We start from the raw sequence: 17,360 nt of genomic DNA on the forward strand, positions 1-17,360 counted from the left end.
GGTTGAAACCCGACGTTGGAACACAAATCTAGGAACGGAACAGAGAAATGGCTGATCTGAAAAAACTCGCCGAAGAGATCGTGAACCTCACGCTTCTCCAGGCCCAGGAACTGAAAACCATCCTGAAAGACGAATACGGCATCGAGCCCGCCGCTGGTGGCGCGGTCATGATGGCCGGTCCGGCTGCCGGCGGTGCTGCCGAAGCCGCGGAAGAGAAGACCGAATTCGACGTCGTCCTGACCGACGCCGGCGCGCAGAAGATCAACGTGATCAAGGAAGTGCGTGCGATCACGGGTCTTGGCCTGAAAGAAGCCAAGGACCTCGTGGAAGCCGGTGGCAAGGTCAAGGAAGGCGCGGCCAAGGCCGAAGCCGAAGAGATCAAGAAGAAGCTCGAAGAGGCTGGCGCCAAGGTCGAGCTCAAGTAATCGTCCGGGACTTCGGTCCCGACGTGAAAATCTGGCTGGGTCCGGGGGTTTCCCGGGCCCAGCCGAACCTGTCTTGGAAGGGGCATTGCGCCCCGATGCCCCTTCCAAGGCGTGGTTTTGCGGTTCGGGAGCTTTCCGGTGGGACGGAGGGCATGAATTGAACCGCCCCCCTTCATTCGCATGCGGCGCGTGCCGGGCCCCGACGGCACGCCCCCGCGAAGAGACGAAAGGTGACGACGAGCATGGCTCAAGCGACCGTTGGCCAGAAGCGCATCCGCAAGTACTTCGGCAAAATCCGTGAAGTCCTCGAAATGCCGAACCTCATCGAGGTTCAGAAATCCTCATACGATCTGTTCCTGAAGTCCGGCGACGCCGAGAAGCCCGCCGATGGCGAAGGCATCCAGGGCGTGTTCCAGTCGGTCTTCCCGATCAAGGATTTCAACGACAACGCGATCCTCGAATTCGTGAAATACGAACTCGAGAAGCCGAAATACGATGTCGATGAATGCCAGAGCCGCGACATGACCTATGCCGCGCCGCTGAAGGTGACGCTGCGCCTGATCGTGTTCGATGTCGATGAGGATACCGGCGCCAAGTCGGTCAAGGACATCAAGGAACAGGACGTCTACATGGGCGACATGCCCCTGATGACGCCGAACGGCACCTTCATCGTCAACGGCACCGAGCGGGTCATCGTCAGCCAGATGCACCGTTCGCCGGGCGTCTTCTTCGACCATGACAAGGGCAAGACCCATTCCTCGGGCAAGCTGCTGTTCGCCTGCCGCATCATTCCCTATCGCGGGTCCTGGCTCGACTTCGAATTCGACGCCAAGGACATCGTCTTCGCGCGCATCGACCGCCGCCGCAAGCTGCCGGTGACGACGCTGCTTTACGCGCTTGGCCTCGACCAGGAAGGCATCATGGATGCCTATTTCAACACGGTCGATTTCCGGCTTGAGAAGAACAAGGGCTGGGTGACCAAGTTCTTCCCCGAGCGGGTGCGCGGGACGCGGCCGGTCTATGACCTTGTCGATGCGGCGACGGGTGAGGTGATCTGCAAGGCGGGTGACAAGGTCACGCCGCGCATGGTCAAGAAGTGGCTGGAAGACGGCAAGATCACTGAACTTCTGGTGCCGTTCGACCATATCCTCGGCCGCTTTGTCGCCAAGGACATCATCAACGAAGACACCGGCGCGATCTATGTCGAGGCGGGGGATGAGCTGACCCAGACCGTCGACAAGGACGGCGAGGTGTCGGGCGGCACGCTGAAGGTGCTGCTGGACAACGGCATCACCACGATCCCGGTTCTCGACATCGACAACGTCAATGTCGGCCCCTACATCCGCAACACGATGGCGGCGGACAAGAACTGGAACCGCGACACGGCGCTGATGGATATCTACCGCGTCATGCGTCCCGGTGAACCGCCCACCGTCGAAGCGGCCTCGGCGCTGTTCGACACGCTGTTCTTCGACCGGGAGCGGTATGACCTTTCCGCTGTCGGCCGCGTGAAGATGAACATGCGCCTCGATCTGGGCAAGCCCGACACGCAGCGCACGCTGGACCGCGAGGATATCGTGGCCTGCGTCAAGGCGCTGGTGGAACTGCGCGACGGCAAGGGGGAAATCGACGATATCGACCACCTCGGCAACCGCCGCGTGCGGTCGGTCGGCGAGCTGATGGAAAACCAGTACCGCGTCGGCCTTCTGCGCATGGAGCGCGCGATCAAGGAGCGCATGTCCTCGGTCGAGATCGACACGGTCATGCCGCAGGACCTGATCAACGCCAAACCGGCGGCGGCCGCGGTGCGGGAATTCTTCGGCTCCTCGCAGCTTTCGCAGTTCATGGACCAGACCAACCCGCTGTCGGAAGTCACGCACAAGCGGCGCCTTTCGGCCCTTGGGCCGGGCGGTCTGACGCGCGAGCGCGCGGGCTTTGAGGTGCGCGACGTTCACCCGACCCACTATGGCCGGATGTGTCCGATCGAAACGCCGGAAGGTCCGAACATCGGTCTGATCAACTCCCTCGCGACCTTCGCACGGGTGAACAAGTACGGCTTCATCGAAACCCCCTACCGTCGCGTGAAGGACGGCCAGGTGACCGATGACGTGCAGTACATGTCCGCCACCGAGGAAATGCGCCACACCGTCGCGCAGGCGAACGCCAACCTCGACGATGACGGCCGGTTCAAGAACGACTTGGTTTCGACCCGCCAGTCGGGCGAATTCATGCTGAACCCGCCCGACGTGATCGACCTGATCGACGTGTCGCCGAAGCAGCTCGTCTCCGTCGCGGCCTCGCTGATCCCGTTCCTTGAGAATGACGACGCCAACCGCGCCCTGATGGGGTCGAACATGCAACGTCAGGCGGTGCCGCTTCTGCAAGCGGACGCGCCCTTCGTCGGCACCGGGATCGAGGCCAAGGTGGCCGAGGATTCGGGCGCCGCGATCATGGCGCGCCGGGGCGGGGTCATCGACCAGGTCGACGCGATGCGGATCGTTGTCCGCGCGACCGAAGACCTTGAGCCGGGCGATCCGGGCGTCGACATCTACCGTCTGCGCAAGTTCCAGCGCTCGAACCAGAACACCTGCATCAACCAGCGTCCGCTTATCAAGGTGGGCGACAAGGTTGCCAAGGGCGAGGTCATCGCGGACGGACCGTCCACCGACATGGGGGAACTGGCGCTTGGCAAGAACGTCATCGTCGCCTTCATGCCGTGGAACGGCTACAACTACGAGGACTCGATCCTGATCTCCGAGCGTATCGTGCGCGACGACGTCTTCACCTCGATCCATATCGAGGAATACGAAGTCGCCGCCCGCGACACGAAGCTTGGGCCGGAAGAGATCACCCGCGACATCCCGAACGTCGGCGAGGAAGCGCTGCGCAACCTCGACGAGGCGGGCATCGTCTATATCGGCGCCGAAGTGGGGCCGGGCGACATTCTGGTGGGCAAGATCACGCCCAAGGGCGAAAGCCCGATGACGCCGGAGGAAAAGCTTCTCCGCGCCATCTTCGGGGAAAAGGCGTCCGACGTGCGCGATACCTCGCTGCGGCTGCCGCCGGGCGATTTCGGCACGGTTGTCGAAGTGCGCGTCTTCAACCGCCACGGCGTCGACAAGGATGAACGCGCGCTTCAGATCGAGCGTGAGGAAGTCGAGCGTCTGGCGCGTGACCGCGACGACGAACAGGCGATCCTTGAGCGCAACATCTACGCGCGCCTGAAGTCCATGATCCTCGGCAAGACCGCGGTGAAGGGGCCGAAGGGCATCAAGCCGAACGCGGTGATCGACGAGGAGCTTCTGGAAAGCCTGAGCCGCGGCCAGTGGTGGCAACTGGCTCTGGCCGACGAGAAGGACGCCCAGAACGTCGAGGCCCTGAACGCCCAGTTCGAGGCGCAGAAACGCGCGCTGGAACACCGCTTCGACGACAAGGTCGAAAAGGTGCGTCGGGGCGACGATCTGCCGCCGGGCGTGATGAAGATGGTCAAGGTCTTCGTCGCGGTGAAGCGCAAGCTGCAACCGGGCGACAAGATGGCCGGCCGTCACGGCAACAAGGGTGTCGTGTCCAAAGTGGTGCCGATGGAGGACATGCCGTTCCTTGGCGACGGGACCCCGGTCGATATGGTTCTGAACCCGCTTGGCGTGCCGTCGCGGATGAACGTCGGCCAGATCCTTGAGACCCACATGGGCTGGGCCGCGCGCGGCCTTGGCATCAAGATCGACGACGCGCTTCAGGACTATCGCCGGACCGGCGACCTGACGCCGGTGCGCGATGCGCTGAAGGAAGGCTATGGCGACGAGGCCTATGAAGAGGCCTTCGCCGCGCTGGACGAGGACACCCTTGTCGAGCGGGCCGGTACCGTGAAGCGCGGCGTGCCGATCGCGACGCCGGTCTTCGACGGCGCCAAGGAAGCCGATGTGAACGACGCGCTGCGCCGGGCGGGCTTTGACGAATCCGGCCAGTCGAACCTGTTCGACGGCCGGACCGGCGAGCAGTTCGCGCGGAAGGTCACCGTGGGCGTGAAGTATCTTCTGAAGCTTCACCACCTTGTCGACGACAAGATCCACGCGCGTTCCACCGGGCCTTACAGCCTCGTCACGCAGCAGCCACTGGGCGGCAAGGCCCAGTTCGGCGGCCAGCGTTTCGGGGAGATGGAGGTCTGGGCGCTGGAAGCCTATGGCGCGGCCTATACCCTGCAAGAGATGCTGACCGTCAAGTCGGACGACGTGGCGGGCCGGACGAAAGTCTACGAAAGCATCGTCAAGGGCGAGGACAACTTCGAGGCCGGCGTGCCGGAATCGTTCAACGTTCTCGTCAAGGAAGTGCGGGGCCTCGGCCTCAACATGGAACTCCTGGATGCGGAGGAGGAGTGAGACCCGGTCTCACCCGTAGGATGGGCAATATTGCCCATCCTACGCCCCACCGCCCCAATTCAAGGATTTGAAGATGAACCAGGAACTGAGCACCAACCCGTTCAACCCGCTGACCCCGCCGAAGGCGTTCGACGAGATCAAGATCTCGCTCGCCTCGCCGGAGCGTATCCTCAGCTGGTCCTACGGGGAGATCAAGAAGCCCGAGACGATCAACTACCGCACGTTCAAGCCGGAGCGTGACGGTCTGTTCTGCGCCCGTATCTTCGGGCCGATCAAGGACTACGAATGCCTTTGCGGCAAGTACAAGCGCATGAAGTATCGCGGCGTCGTCTGCGAGAAATGCGGTGTCGAAGTGACGCTCCAGAAGGTGCGGCGCGAGCGGATGGGCCATATCGAACTGGCCGCGCCCGTCGCCCATATCTGGTTCCTGAAGTCGCTGCCCTCCCGCATCGGCCTGATGCTCGACATGACGCTGCGCGATCTTGAGCGTATCCTCTACTTTGAAAACTACGTCGTGATCGAGCCGGGTCTGACCGACCTCTCCTATGGTCAGCTTCTGGGCGAAGAGGAATACCTCGACGCGCAGGACCAGTATGGCGCCGACGCCTTTACCGCCAATATCGGCGCCGAGGCGATCCGCGAGATGCTGGCCGCGATCGACCTTGAGGCCACGGCCGAGCAGCTGCGCGAAGAGCTGAAGGAAGCGACCGGGGAACTGAAGCCGAAGAAGATCATCAAGCGGCTGAAGATCGTTGAATCCTTCCTGGAATCCGGCAACCGCCCGGAATGGATGGTGCTGACCGTCGTTCCGGTCATCCCGCCGGAACTGCGCCCGCTGGTTCCGCTGGACGGGGGCCGTTTCGCGACCTCGGACCTCAACGACCTCTATCGCCGGGTCATCAACCGGAACAACCGTCTGAAGCGGCTGATCGAGCTGCGCGCGCCGGACATCATCGTCCGCAACGAAAAGCGGATGTTGCAGGAATCGGTGGACGCGCTTTTCGACAACGGCCGTCGCGGCCGCGTCATCACGGGGGCCAACAAGCGTCCGCTGAAGTCGCTTTCCGACATGCTGAAGGGCAAGCAGGGCCGCTTCCGCCAGAACCTTCTGGGCAAGCGCGTCGACTTCTCGGGCCGGTCTGTCATCGTGACGGGGCCGGAACTGAAGCTGCATCAGTGCGGCTTGCCGAAGAAGATGGCGCTCGAACTGTTCAAGCCGTTCATCTATTCGCGGCTTGAGGCGAAGGGCCTGTCCTCGACCGTCAAGCAGGCGAAGAAGCTGGTCGAGAAAGAGCGCCCGGAGGTCTGGGACATCCTCGACGAGGTCATTCGCGAGCACCCGGTGCTTCTGAACCGCGCGCCGACGCTGCACCGTCTGGGGATCCAGGCGTTCGAACCGACGCTGATCGAGGGCAAGGCGATTCAGCTTCACCCGCTGGTCTGCTCGGCCTTCAACGCCGACTTCGACGGCGACCAGATGGCCGTTCACGTCCCCCTCTCGCTGGAAGCCCAGCTTGAGGCGCGTGTGCTGATGATGTCGACGAACAACGTTCTGTCGCCCGCCAACGGCGCGCCGATCATCGTTCCGTCGCAGGACATGGTCCTTGGCCTTTATTACGTCTCGATGGAGCGCAACGGCATGAAGGGCGAAGGCATGGTCTTTGCCGATGCCGACGAGGTCCAGCACGCGCTCGATTCCGGCGAGGTGCATCTGCACGCGAAGATCACCGCGCGGATCAAGCAGATCGACGATGAGGGCAACGAAGTCCTCATGCGGTTCGAAACCACGCCGGGCCGGGTGCGGCTTGGCGCGCTTCTGCCGCTGAACACCAAGGCGCCGTTCGAACTGGTCAACCGCCTGCTGCGGAAGAAGGACGTGCAGAACGTCATCGACACCGTCTACCGCTATTGCGGCCAGAAGGAATCGGTCATCTTCTGCGACCAGATCATGGGGCTTGGCTTCCGTGAGGCGTTCAAGGCCGGCATCTCCTTCGGCAAGGATGACATGGTCATCCCGGAAGAGAAGTGGACCATCGTCAACGAGGTCCGCGATCAGGTGAAGGAATTCGAACAGCAATACATGGACGGTCTGATCACCCAGGGTGAGAAGTACAACAAGGTCGTCGATGCCTGGTCGAAATGTTCCGATGCCGTCGCGCAGGCGATGATGGGCGAAATCTCTGCCGTGCGTCACGACGACGCCGGGGCGGAGAAAGAGCCGAACAGCGTCTACATGATGTCCCACTCGGGCGCGCGGGGTTCGCCCGCGCAGATGAAGCAGCTTGGCGGGATGCGCGGCCTGATGGCCAAACCGTCGGGTGAGATCATCGAGACACCGATCATTTCGAACTTCAAGGAAGGTCTGACCGTTCTTGAATACTTCAACTCGACCCACGGCGCCCGGAAGGGTCTGGCCGATACCGCGCTGAAGACGGCGAACTCGGGCTACCTGACCCGCCGTCTGGTGGACGTGGCGCAGGACTGCATCGTGCGGCTGACCGATTGCGGCACCGACCGGGCGATCACTGCCTCGGCCGCCGTCAATGACGGTGAGGTCGTCTCGCCGCTGTCCGAGCGTATCCTGGGCCGGGTGTCGGCGGACGATGTCATGGTGCCTGGCACCGACGACATCATCGTGCGCCGCAACGAGCTGATCGACGAACGCAAGGCCGACGCGGTCGAGGCCGCCGGTGTTGCCTCTGTCCGCATCCGCTCGGCCCTGACCTGCGAGGCCGAAGAGGGCGTCTGCGCCATGTGCTACGGCCGCGACCTTGCGCGTGGTACGCTGGTCAACATCGGCGAGGCGGTCGGCATCATCGCCGCCCAGTCGATCGGTGAACCGGGGACCCAGCTGACGATGCGGACCTTCCACATCGGCGGTATTGCCCAGGGTGGCCAGCAGTCGTTCCAGGAAAGCTCGCAAGAGGGCAAGGTCGAATTCCGCAACCCGATGCTGCTTGCGAACGCGCATGGCGAACAGATCGTCATGGGCCGGAACATGCAGGTCGCGATCGTGGATGAGGCCGGTCAGGAACGGGCGGCCTTCAAGGTCAGCTATGGTGCGAAGATCCACGTCAAGGACGGCGAAACCATCAAGCGTGGCGCCAAGCTCTTTGAGTGGGACCCGTATACGCTGCCGATCATCGCCGAGAAGGACGGTGTGGCGAAGTTCGTCGATCTCATCTCGGGCATCTCGGTGCGCGACGATACCGACGAAGCCACCGGCATGACGCAGAAGATCGTGACCGACTGGCGCACCGCGCCCAAGGGCAACGAGCTGAAGCCGGAAATCATCCTGATGGATCCGGCAACGGGTGAACCGATGCGCAACGACGCGGGCAACCCGGTCAGCTACCCGATGTCCGTGGATGCGATCCTGTCCGTCGAGGACGGGCAGGAAGTCAAGGCCGGTGACGTCGTGGCGCGTATCCCGCGCGAGGGCGCCAAGACCAAGGACATCACCGGGGGTCTTCCCCGCGTGGCGGAACTGTTCGAGGCCCGTCGTCCGAAGGATCACGCCATCATCGCCGAGCTTGACGGCTATGTGCGCTTTGGCAAGGACTACAAGAACAAGCGCCGCATCGCCATCGAGCCGACGGATGAGACCTTGCAGCCGGTCGAATACATGGTGCCGAAGGGCAAGCACATTCCGGTTCAGGAAGGTGACTATGTCCAGAAGGGCGACTACATCATGGACGGCAACCCGGCGCCGCATGACATCCTGCGCATCATGGGGATCGAGGCCCTGGCCGACTACCTCATCGACGAGGTGCAGGACGTCTACCGGCTTCAGGGCGTGAAGATCAACGACAAGCACATCGAGGTGATCGTTCGCCAGATGCTGCAGAAGATCGAGATCCTCGATTCGGGCGACACCACGCTTCTCAAGGGCGAGCATGTCGACAAGTCCGAGTTCGACGAGGAGAACGACAAGGTCGCGGCGCGCGGCGGTACCCCCGCCACGGGCGAGCCTGTTCTTCTGGGTATCACCAAGGCCTCGCTCCAGACGCGGTCGTTCATCTCGGCGGCGTCGTTCCAGGAAACCACGCGGGTCCTGACCGAGGCTTCGGTTCAGGGCAAGCGCGACAAGCTGGTCGGCCTGAAGGAGAACGTCATCGTCGGCCGTCTGATCCCGGCCGGGACCGGCGGGGCGACGATGCGCGTGCGCAAGATCGCGCAGGAGCGGGACAACAAGGTCATCGAGGCGCGTCGGGCCGAGGCCGAGCAGGCCGCGGCGCTGGCCGCCCCGGAAGGCGCGGTGCTGGACGATGTCATCGACATCGAAGCCGACAGCAGCCTGGTCGAGACCTACGAGAGCCGCGACTGACCGTTGCGTCGAACGTGAGACATGGAAACGCCCCGCGCCACAAGCGCGGGGCGTTTCGCTTTGTAGCGGTCACAATGTTCCCGGACCCCGGACCTTGCCCCGTGGCGGGGGCAGGTCTATGCGCGAAGACAGGGTCCACAGCGGGGACGGGCAGGGAACAGGCCGATGACGCTATCCGACAACGCGCGCGGGTCGCTCTGGATGGGCATCGCGATGGGTGCCTTCACGCTGAACGATGCCTGTATGAAGGCGGTGACAGAAACGATGCCGCTTTATCAGGCGATGTTCCTGCGCGGCGTTCTGACCACGGTCCTGATCGCCGCAATCGGCATAAGGGCCGGGACCCTGCGTTTTGACTGGGCCCCGTCGGACCGTTTCTGGATGGCGCTGCGGACGGTGGGGGAGGTCGGCGGGACCGTCACCTTCCTGACTGCGCTGCGCCACATGCCGCTGGCCAACCTGTCGGCCATTCTTCAATCGCTGCCGCTGGCCGTGACGCTTGCCGCCGCGCTGCTGATGCGTGAGGCGGTCGGCTGGCGGCGACTTGTCGCGATCCTTGTCGGGTTTGGCGGGGTTCTGCTGATCGTGCGGCCAGGGACCGAGGGCTTTGATCGCTGGTCGCTTCTGGGGCTGGTTTCGGTCGCGTTCGTGGTGTTGCGCGATCTGTCGACGCGGCGCATGTCCTCGGACCTGACCTCGGTGACGGTGGCCTTTTCGGCGGCGGCCTCGGTGGCGGTCACGGCGTTGGCCGTGCTGCCGTTTTCCGGCTGGGCGCCGGTACGGGGGGCAGAGATGGGGCTGATCGCCGGGGCCTCGGCGTTTCTTGTCGCCGGGTACATCCTGATCGTGATGGCGATGCGGGTCGGCGACATCGCGCTGGTGGCGCCGTTCCGGTATACGTCCCTCATCTTCGCGGTGGTGCTGGGCTGGGCGATCTTCGGCCAGTTCCCGGACGCCTTCACGCTGCTTGGCGGCGCCATCGTCATCGCGACGGGGATCTACACGTTCCACCGGGAGAGGGTGCGGGGCCAAAAGCTCGCCCAGCCGGTCAAGGCGCCCCTGCGCCTGCGCTAGGGCCGCGCGCATTTACAAGCGCGGTGCCATCCGCTACCACCGCCCCCACCTGCCGCAGGGCGCAGAGGTCAGAAGCGTCATGGTCGAAGTTTCCATCGTCATCCCCGCCAGGAACGAATCCGGCAATATCCTGCCGCTGCTGGACGGCATCGACGCCGCCTGCACGGGCAAGGCCGATTATGAGGTGATCGTGGTCGACGATTGTTCGACCGACGGTATGGGCGATCTGGTCCGCGCGCGCATGGCCGGGCATCCGAACCTGCGGCTGATCCGTCACGACGTGTCGGGCGGGCAAAGCGCGGGGGTCCATAGCGGCGTTCTTGCCGCGAAGGGCGGGGTCGTCTGCACGCTGGACGGCGACGGGCAGAACCCGCCCGAGGAATTGCCGAAACTGTTCCTGCCCTTGCTGGCCGAAGGGTCGGATGCGATCGGGCTGGTCGCCGGGCAAAGGGTCGGGCGGCAGGATACGATGTCGAAAAAGCTCGCCTCGCGCCTTGCCAATGCGCTGCGGTCCTGGGCGCTGAACGACAAGACGCGCGATACCGGCTGCGGGCTGAAAGGCTTTCGGCGCGAGGCCTTCCTGCGGCTGCCGTTCTTCAACCACATGCACCGCTATCTGCCCGCGCTTTTCGCCCGCGACGGCTGGCAGGTCGCCCATGTCGATGTCAGCCACCGGCCAAGGGGCGAGGGGCGGTCGAACTACAACAACCTTCAGCGCGGCTTCGTCGGCGCGGTGGACCTGATCGGGGTCATGTGGCTTCTCAGGCGGCGCAAGGTGTCGCGGCCGACAGAGGCGGGGCAGGGGTAAACATGGACCGCGTCTTTGCCATCCTGCATGTCGAAAGCTGGGCGGAGTTCTGGTGGGTCGCCTTCGGGCTTCTTGGCCAGTTGATGTTCACGGGCCGGTTCCTGGTTCAGTGGATCGCCTCCGAGCGGGCGAAGAAATCGGTCGTGCCGATCCTTTTTTGGTATTTCTCCATGGGCGGCGGGCTGATCCTTCTGGCCTATGCGATCTACCGCAAGGACCCGGTCTTTGTGCTGGGGCAGTCACTTGGCGTCTTCATCTATGCCCGTAATCTCTGGCTGATCCGGCGCGAGAGGCAGGCGAATGCCTGAGAGACGCGGCTGGCTGCCTGCGGCGCTTCTGGCCGTGGGCGCGATTACGCTTTTGCGGATCGTGGCGCTTTGGTTCAACCGGACCGATCTGTTCGTCGATGAAAGCCAGTACTGGCTTTGGGGGCAGAACCCCGATTTCGGCTATTATTCGAAACCGCCGCTGATCGGCTGGGTGATCCGCGCCGCGACCGAGCTTGGCGGCAGCGACGCGCCGTTCTGGGTGCGGCTGCCGGGGGCGCTTTTCCATGGCATGACGGCGCTGATCCTTGGGGCGCTTGGCGCGCGGATCATGGGCGCGCGGGCGGCGGTCTGGGTGGCGGTCGGCTATGCGACGCTGCCCTTCGTGGCGCTGGGAAGTCTGCTGATCTCCACCGACACGATCATGGCGCCGTTCTATGCGGCGGCGCTGCTGGCCTGGTTCCGCGCGGTGGACAGTGGCCGGGCAGGGCAGGCGGCGCTGGCCGGGGTCTTTATCGGGCTGGCCTTTCTGGCGAAATATGCCGCCGTGTATTTCCTGATCGGCACGGCGCTGGCGGCGGTCTTCGTGCCGACGGCGCGGCTGAGCCTGCGCCAGACCATCGCCATGCTGGCCGCCTTTGCGGTGACGATCGCCCCCAACATCGTCTGGAACCTGACCCATGACCTGACGACGGTCGAGCATACGATGGACAATGTCGGCTGGGTGCGGGGCGGGGCGGGCTTTGGCGGGTTGCGTTTCGGCAGTCTGGTGGAATTCTTCCTGTCGCAATTCGCGGTCGCCGGGCCGGTGGTTTTTGCGGCGCTGATCTGGGGTTGGGTGCGGCAGCGCGGGCCGAGGGCGGGGGCGCTGACGGCGCTGTCGCTGCCGGTTCTTGTGATTGTCTGCGTTCAGGCGCTTCTTTCGCAGGCCTATGCGAACTGGGCCGTGGCCACCTATTTCGCGGGGCTTCTGATCGCCGTCGCCGTGCTGTCCGGGCGGGGCAGGGGGCTTCTCTGGCTGTCGCTGGCGATCAACGGGGCGATCTGCGTCCTCTTGCCGCTGCTGACGATCCTCGCGCCCTGGCCCGTGCAGGGGGACCGCCCGCTTTTGTCCCGCTATCTGGGGCAGGCGGCGCTAAGTGCGCAGATCGTTGACGTGGCCCGTGCCGAAGAGGTTGCGACGGTGGCCGCGACGGATCGTGGCATTCTGGCGGATCTTTTCTATACCGGGCGCGACAGCGGGCTGGCGATCCGCACGCCAAAGCCTGCGGGGCGGGCGAAGAGTTACTATGAACAGATGTACCCGCTGACCGACGACGTCCCGGTTCTTTTCGTGTCCGATACCGCGCCGGTTTGCGACGGGGTGACGGTTCCGCCCCTGCGGACCTTCGATACGAAAGGCGGCACCTATGCGCGGCGGAGCATCGCGGTCTACCGGGTGGCTGGGGGCTGTCTGAATGCAGATTGACCACCGCCGCCTTGCCGGGGTCTGGGTCGCGGCCTTCGTCATCGTCAATGCGGTCTTCCTGCTTTGGCCGGGGCTGGACCTTGCCGTCTCGGGCCTCTTTTACGACAGCGACGCGGGTTTCTTCCTTGCCGGTTCCGGCACACTTGAGGTCATCCGCCAGGCGATCTGGCGGCTGAGCGTCGTTCTGGTCCTGGCCTGCCTTGCCGTGGTGATCTGGGGCCTGATCTTCCGGGCGCGGCGTCTTGACCTGCGCGCGCCTCTTTTCATCGTGCTTCTCTATCTTCTCGGGCCGATCCTGCTGGTCGACGGGCTGCTCAAGCGCTTCTGGGGCCGGGCGAGGCCCGCGAATGTCGACGCCTTCGGCGGGACCGCGCAATTCACCCCGCCGCTTCTGCCCGCCGACCAATGCGCGCATAACTGCTCTTTCGTCTCGGGCGAGGGGGCGGCGGCCACGGCGCTGGCGATTTCACTGGCGGTTCTGGCGCCCTATGTCCGGCGCGCGACGGGGCCGGGATGGTACCGCGCCTATCTGGTTCTGGCCGTCGCCGTCCCCCTGACCGGCATGGCGCTGCGGGTGGCGACGGGGCGGCATTTCCTGTCCGATACGCTTGACGCCGCGCTCTTCGTGGGGCTGATCGCACTTGGCCTTCACAGGCTGCTTCTGGCGCCCCGTCACGGCTAGGTGGCCCGTGTTGACAACCCCCGCGACTCCCCCTATACGGCGCCCACCTGTGCTGCGGGCCGTACCCGCGTGAGCAGGCATCAGTACTGAAGTGGTCATGATCCGGGCCGAAAGCCCCGATCCTCTGGAATTCCACCGCGTCGGCCCCGCGAAGGGGACGAATGCGGTTTTGGTGTTTTGCGGACGCGCAAGGCACGACATGAGAGAAAGCCCCCGGAAACGCCGCTGACGAGTGGTCGTTGATCGGGCCGCAAACGAGATAGGGCGAGATTTATGCCGACGATCCAACAGCTGATCCGCAAGCCGCGGGAAGCGAATGCAAGAAAGTCCAAGTCGCAGCACTTGGAAGGATGCCCGCAGAAGCGCGGCGTCTGCACCCGCGTCTACACCACGACGCCGAAGAAGCCGAACTCGGCTATGCGTAAGGTGGCCAAGGTCCGTCTGACCAACGGCTTCGAGGTGATCAGCTACATCCCCGGCGAAAAGCACAACCTTCAGGAACACTCCGTTGTCCTGATCCGTGGCGGCCGGGTGAAAGACCTTCCGGGCGTTCGTTACCACATCCTGCGCGGTGTGCTCGATACGCAGGGCGTCAAAGACCGCCGTCAGCGCCGTTCGAAATACGGCGCGAAGCGTCCGAAATAAGGAGATCACCAGATGTCTCGTCGTCACGCCGCCGAAAAGCGCGAAATCCTGCCCGATGCCAAGTTTGGCGATCGGGTTCTGACGAAGTTCATGAACAACCTCATGGTCGATGGCAAGAAGTCCGTCGCCGAGCGGATCGTCTACAACGCGCTCGACCGCGTTGAGGGCAAGCTCAAGCGCTCGCCCGTCGAATGCTTCCACGAAGCGCTCGACAACGTGAAGCCCTCGCTTGAGGTCCGGTCCCGCCGCGTTGGCGGTGCGACCTACCAGGTTCCGGTCGAAGTGCGCCCCGAGCGCCGCGAAGCGCTGGCGATCCGCTGGCTCATCACTGCCGCGAAGAACCGCAACGAGAACACGATGGAAGAGCGTCTGGCGGCTGAGCTGGCCGACGCCGTCAATGGCCGCGGCACCGCGGTCAAGAAACGTGAAGACACCCACAAGATGGCCGACGCCAACAAGGCGTTCAGCCATTACCGCTGGTAACCCGGCGGCAACGAGGACCTAAAAGATGGCACGCGTTTACCCCCTTCAGCGATACCGCAACTTCGGGATCATGGCTCACATCGATGCGGGCAAGACCACCACGACGGAGCGGATCCTTTACTACACCGGCAAGTCCCACAAGATCGGCGAAGTCCATGACGGCGCCGCGACGATGGACTGGATGGAGCAGGAACAGGAGCGTGGCATCACCATCACCTCGGCGGCCACGACCACCTTCTGGCAGCGCCAGGAAGACCCGACCGCCGAGGGTACCTCGGACACGAAGTACCGCTTCAACATCATCGACACGCCGGGCCACGTCGACTTCACCATCGAGGTGGAGCGTTCGCTCGCCGTTCTGGACGGCGCGATCTGCCTTCTCGACGCCAACGCGGGTGTCGAGCCGCAGACCGAAACCGTCTGGCGCCAGGCCGACCGCTACAAGGTTCCGCGGATCGTCTTCGTCAACAAGATGGACAAGATCGGCGCCGACTTCTTCAACTGCGTGAAGATGATCAAGGACCGCACCGGCGGCACCCCCTGCCCGATCGCCCTGCCGATCGGTGCCGAGGATCAGCTGGAAGGCATCATCGACCTCATCAAGATGGAAGAGTGGGTCTGGAAGGGCGAAGACCTCGGCGCGAGCTGGGTTCGTCAGCCGATCCGCGACGATCTGAAGGATGTCGCCGACGAATGGCGCGGCACCATGATCGAGCTTGCCGTTGAGCAGGACGATGATGCGATGGAAGCCTATCTGGAAGGCAATGAGCCGGACGAGGCGACGCTGCGCAAGCTGATCCGCAAGGGGACGCTGACGCTGTCCTTCTTCCCGGTCATGGCGGGGTCCGCGTTCAAGAACAAGGGCGTGCAGCCGCTTCTGAACGCGGTGATCGACTTCCTGCCGGCGCCGATCGACGTTCCGGTCCTCAAGGGCTTCTCGCCCGACGACGAGTCGGAAGAGCGCAACATCGAGCGTCCGGCCGATGACGCGGCGCCGTTCTCGGCGCTGGCGTTCAAGATCATGAACGATCCCTTCGTCGGTTCGCTGACCTTCACCCGTATCTATTCCGGCGTCCTGAAGAAGGGCGACCAGATCATGAACACGACGAAGGGCAAGCGCGAGCGTATCGGCCGCATGATGATGATGCACTCGATCAACCGCGAGGAGATCGAAGAAGCCTTCGCGGGCGACATCATCGCGCTGGCGGGTCTGAAGGAAACCACCACGGGCGACACCCTGTCGGATGCCCAGAAGCAGGTGGTTCTGGAAACCATGACCTTCCCCGAGCCGGTGATCGAGATCGCGGTCGAGCCGAAATCGAAGGCCGACCAGGAAAAGATGGGCCTCGCACTTCAGCGTCTGGCCGCCGAAGACCCCTCCTTCCGGGTGGAGACCGACATCGAAAGCGGTCAGACCATCATGAAGGGCATGGGCGAACTTCACCTCGACATCCTCGTCGACCGCATGAAGCGGGAGTTCAAGGTCGAGGCGAATATCGGCGCCCCGCAGGTGGCCTACCGTGAAACCATCTCGACCCAGGCCGAGATCGACTACACCCACAAGAAGCAGACCGGCGGCACGGGCCAGTTCGCGCGCGTCAAGCTGGTCATCACGCCGACCGAGCCGGGCGAGGGCTATTCGTTCGAAAGCAAGATCGTCGGTGGTGCGGTGCCGAAGGAATACATTCCGGGCGTCGAAAAGGGCATCAAGTCGGTCATGGACAGCGGTCCGCTGGCGGGCTTCCCGGTCATCGACTTCAAGGTCGCGCTGATCGACGGTGCGTTCCACGACGTCGACTCCTCGGTCCTCGCCTTCGAAATCGCCTCGCGCGCTGCGATGCGGGAAGGTCTGCGCAAGGCCGGCGCCAAACTGCTGGAGCCGATCATGAAGGTCGAAGTGGTGACCCCGGAAGAATATACCGGCGGCATCATCGGCGACCTCACCAGCCGTCGCGGCATGGTGCGTGGTCAGGACAGCCGTGGCAACGCCAACGTCATCGACGCGATGGTTCCGCTGGCCAACATGTTCGGCTACATCAACAACCTGCGCTCCATGTCTTCGGGCCGCGCGGTGTTCTCGATGCAGTTCGACCATTACGACGCGGTTCCGCAGAACATCTCGGACGAGATCCAGAAGAAATACGCATAAACGGGATGGGCGGATCGCCCATCCTACCATCCCGTAGGATGGGCGATCCGCCCATCCTGTACCGAAGCAGGAGGCCACAATGGCAAAGGCAAAGTTTGAACGGACGAAACCGCACGTGAACATCGGGACCATTGGTCACGTTGACCACGGCAAGACGACGCTGACGGCTGCGATCACGAAGTATTTCGGTGATTTCAAGGCCTATGACCAGATCGACGCGGCGCCGGAAGAGAAGGCGCGGGGGATCACGATCTCGACCGCGCACGTGGAATACGAGACGCCGACGCGTCACTATGCCCATGTCGACTGCCCGGGCCACGCCGACTACGTCAAGAACATGATCACGGGTGCGGCGCAGATGGACGGCGCGATCCTGGTGGTGAACGCGGCCGACGGCCCGATGCCGCAGACGCGCGAGCATATCCTTCTCGGCCGTCAGGTCGGCATTCCCTACATGGTCGTCTACCTGAACAAGGTCGACCAGGTGGATGACGAGGAACTCTTGGAGCTGGTCGAGATGGAAGTGCGTGAGCTTCTGTCCTCCTACGACTATCCGGGCGACGACATTCCGATCATCAAGGGCTCGGCGCTTGCGGCTCTGGAAGGGCGCGACGCGGAGATCGGCGAGAACTCGATCAAGGCGCTGATGGAAGCGGT

Annotated in this window: 12 protein-coding genes; all 12 read left to right on the top strand. The window is 63.7% G+C overall.

Annotated elements, in window-relative coordinates; all coding sequences use genetic code 11:
* The first annotated feature begins 47 nt into the window (after positions 1-47).
* Positions 48-425 carry a 50S ribosomal protein L7/L12 gene (gene rplL / locus LX70_RS17785; RefSeq protein ID WP_105516129.1) on the top strand — a complete coding sequence of 126 codons (378 nt, stop codon included), beginning with the start codon at positions 48-50 and terminating at the stop codon, positions 423-425.
* Positions 426-667: 242 nt separating this feature from the next.
* Entirely contained in the window at positions 668-4,801 is a 4,134-nt protein-coding gene (rpoB, locus tag LX70_RS17790; RefSeq protein WP_105516130.1) for a DNA-directed RNA polymerase subunit beta, read from the top strand.
* A gap of 73 nt (positions 4,802-4,874) precedes the next feature.
* The gene (rpoC, locus tag LX70_RS17795; protein ID WP_105516155.1) at positions 4,875-9,128 is read left to right on the top strand and encodes a DNA-directed RNA polymerase subunit beta'; all 4,254 of its coding nucleotides are present in this window, start codon (positions 4,875-4,877) and stop codon (positions 9,126-9,128) included.
* Positions 9,129-9,293: 165 nt separating this feature from the next.
* A complete protein-coding gene (locus tag LX70_RS17800; protein ID WP_105516131.1) occupies positions 9,294-10,202 on the top strand; it encodes a DMT family transporter in 909 nt (302 codons plus the stop codon).
* Positions 10,203-10,281: 79 nt separating this feature from the next.
* The gene (locus LX70_RS17805) at positions 10,282-11,010 is read left to right on the top strand and encodes a glycosyltransferase family 2 protein (protein ID WP_105516132.1); all 729 of its coding nucleotides are present in this window, start codon (positions 10,282-10,284) and stop codon (positions 11,008-11,010) included.
* 2 nt (positions 11,011-11,012) lie between these two features.
* Positions 11,013-11,318 (top strand): lipid-A-disaccharide synthase N-terminal domain-containing protein, encoded by a 306-nt coding sequence (locus LX70_RS17810; RefSeq protein WP_105516133.1) that lies wholly within the window; start codon positions 11,013-11,015, stop codon positions 11,316-11,318.
* The gene (locus LX70_RS17815; RefSeq protein WP_105516134.1) at positions 11,311-12,744 is read left to right on the top strand and encodes an ArnT family glycosyltransferase; all 1,434 of its coding nucleotides are present in this window, start codon (positions 11,311-11,313) and stop codon (positions 12,742-12,744) included. The genes LX70_RS17810 and LX70_RS17815 overlap by 8 nt, the downstream gene beginning before the upstream one ends.
* Positions 12,734-13,426: a phosphatase PAP2 family protein gene (locus LX70_RS17820; RefSeq protein ID WP_105516135.1), complete on the top strand. Its 693-nt coding sequence runs from the start codon at positions 12,734-12,736 to the stop codon at positions 13,424-13,426. The genes LX70_RS17815 and LX70_RS17820 overlap by 11 nt, the downstream gene beginning before the upstream one ends.
* Before the next feature lie 273 nt (positions 13,427-13,699).
* Positions 13,700-14,071 (top strand): 30S ribosomal protein S12, encoded by a 372-nt coding sequence (rpsL, locus tag LX70_RS17825; protein ID WP_105516136.1) that lies wholly within the window; start codon positions 13,700-13,702, stop codon positions 14,069-14,071.
* A gap of 12 nt (positions 14,072-14,083) precedes the next feature.
* Positions 14,084-14,554: a 30S ribosomal protein S7 gene (gene rpsG / locus LX70_RS17830; protein WP_105516137.1), complete on the top strand. Its 471-nt coding sequence runs from the start codon at positions 14,084-14,086 to the stop codon at positions 14,552-14,554.
* A gap of 25 nt (positions 14,555-14,579) precedes the next feature.
* Entirely contained in the window at positions 14,580-16,703 is a 2,124-nt protein-coding gene (gene fusA / locus LX70_RS17835; protein WP_105516138.1) for an elongation factor G, read from the top strand.
* A gap of 79 nt (positions 16,704-16,782) precedes the next feature.
* Positions 16,783-17,360 (top strand): GTP-binding protein (locus LX70_RS17840; RefSeq protein ID WP_146111629.1); only part of this gene is annotated, 578 nt, incomplete at its 3' end.

Origin of the sequence: Albidovulum denitrificans (assembly GCF_002973535.1) — a bacterium.
GTDB classification, from domain to species: Bacteria; Pseudomonadota; Alphaproteobacteria; order Rhodobacterales; family Rhodobacteraceae; genus Albidovulum; species Albidovulum denitrificans.

Bases quoted from the DNA above. Each gene is read 5' to 3' on its own strand.
- rpsL (WP_105516136.1), top strand. From the start codon at position 13,700: ATGCCGACGATCCAACAGCTGATCCGCAAGCCGCGGGAAGCGAATGCA.
- LX70_RS17800 (WP_105516131.1), top strand. From the start codon at position 9,294: ATGACGCTATCCGACAACGCGCGCGGGTCGCTCTGGATGGGCATCGCG.
- fusA (WP_105516138.1), top strand. From the start codon at position 14,580: ATGGCACGCGTTTACCCCCTTCAGCGATACCGCAACTTCGGGATCATG.
- rpoC (WP_105516155.1), top strand. From the start codon at position 4,875: ATGAACCAGGAACTGAGCACCAACCCGTTCAACCCGCTGACCCCGCCG.
- LX70_RS17805 (WP_105516132.1), top strand. From the start codon at position 10,282: ATGGTCGAAGTTTCCATCGTCATCCCCGCCAGGAACGAATCCGGCAAT.
- rpoB (WP_105516130.1), top strand. From the start codon at position 668: ATGGCTCAAGCGACCGTTGGCCAGAAGCGCATCCGCAAGTACTTCGGC.
- LX70_RS17810 (WP_105516133.1), top strand. From the start codon at position 11,013: ATGGACCGCGTCTTTGCCATCCTGCATGTCGAAAGCTGGGCGGAGTTC.
- LX70_RS17815 (WP_105516134.1), top strand. From the start codon at position 11,311: ATGCCTGAGAGACGCGGCTGGCTGCCTGCGGCGCTTCTGGCCGTGGGC.
- rpsG (WP_105516137.1), top strand. From the start codon at position 14,084: ATGTCTCGTCGTCACGCCGCCGAAAAGCGCGAAATCCTGCCCGATGCC.
- LX70_RS17820 (WP_105516135.1), top strand. From the start codon at position 12,734: ATGCAGATTGACCACCGCCGCCTTGCCGGGGTCTGGGTCGCGGCCTTC.
- rplL (WP_105516129.1), top strand. From the start codon at position 48: ATGGCTGATCTGAAAAAACTCGCCGAAGAGATCGTGAACCTCACGCTT.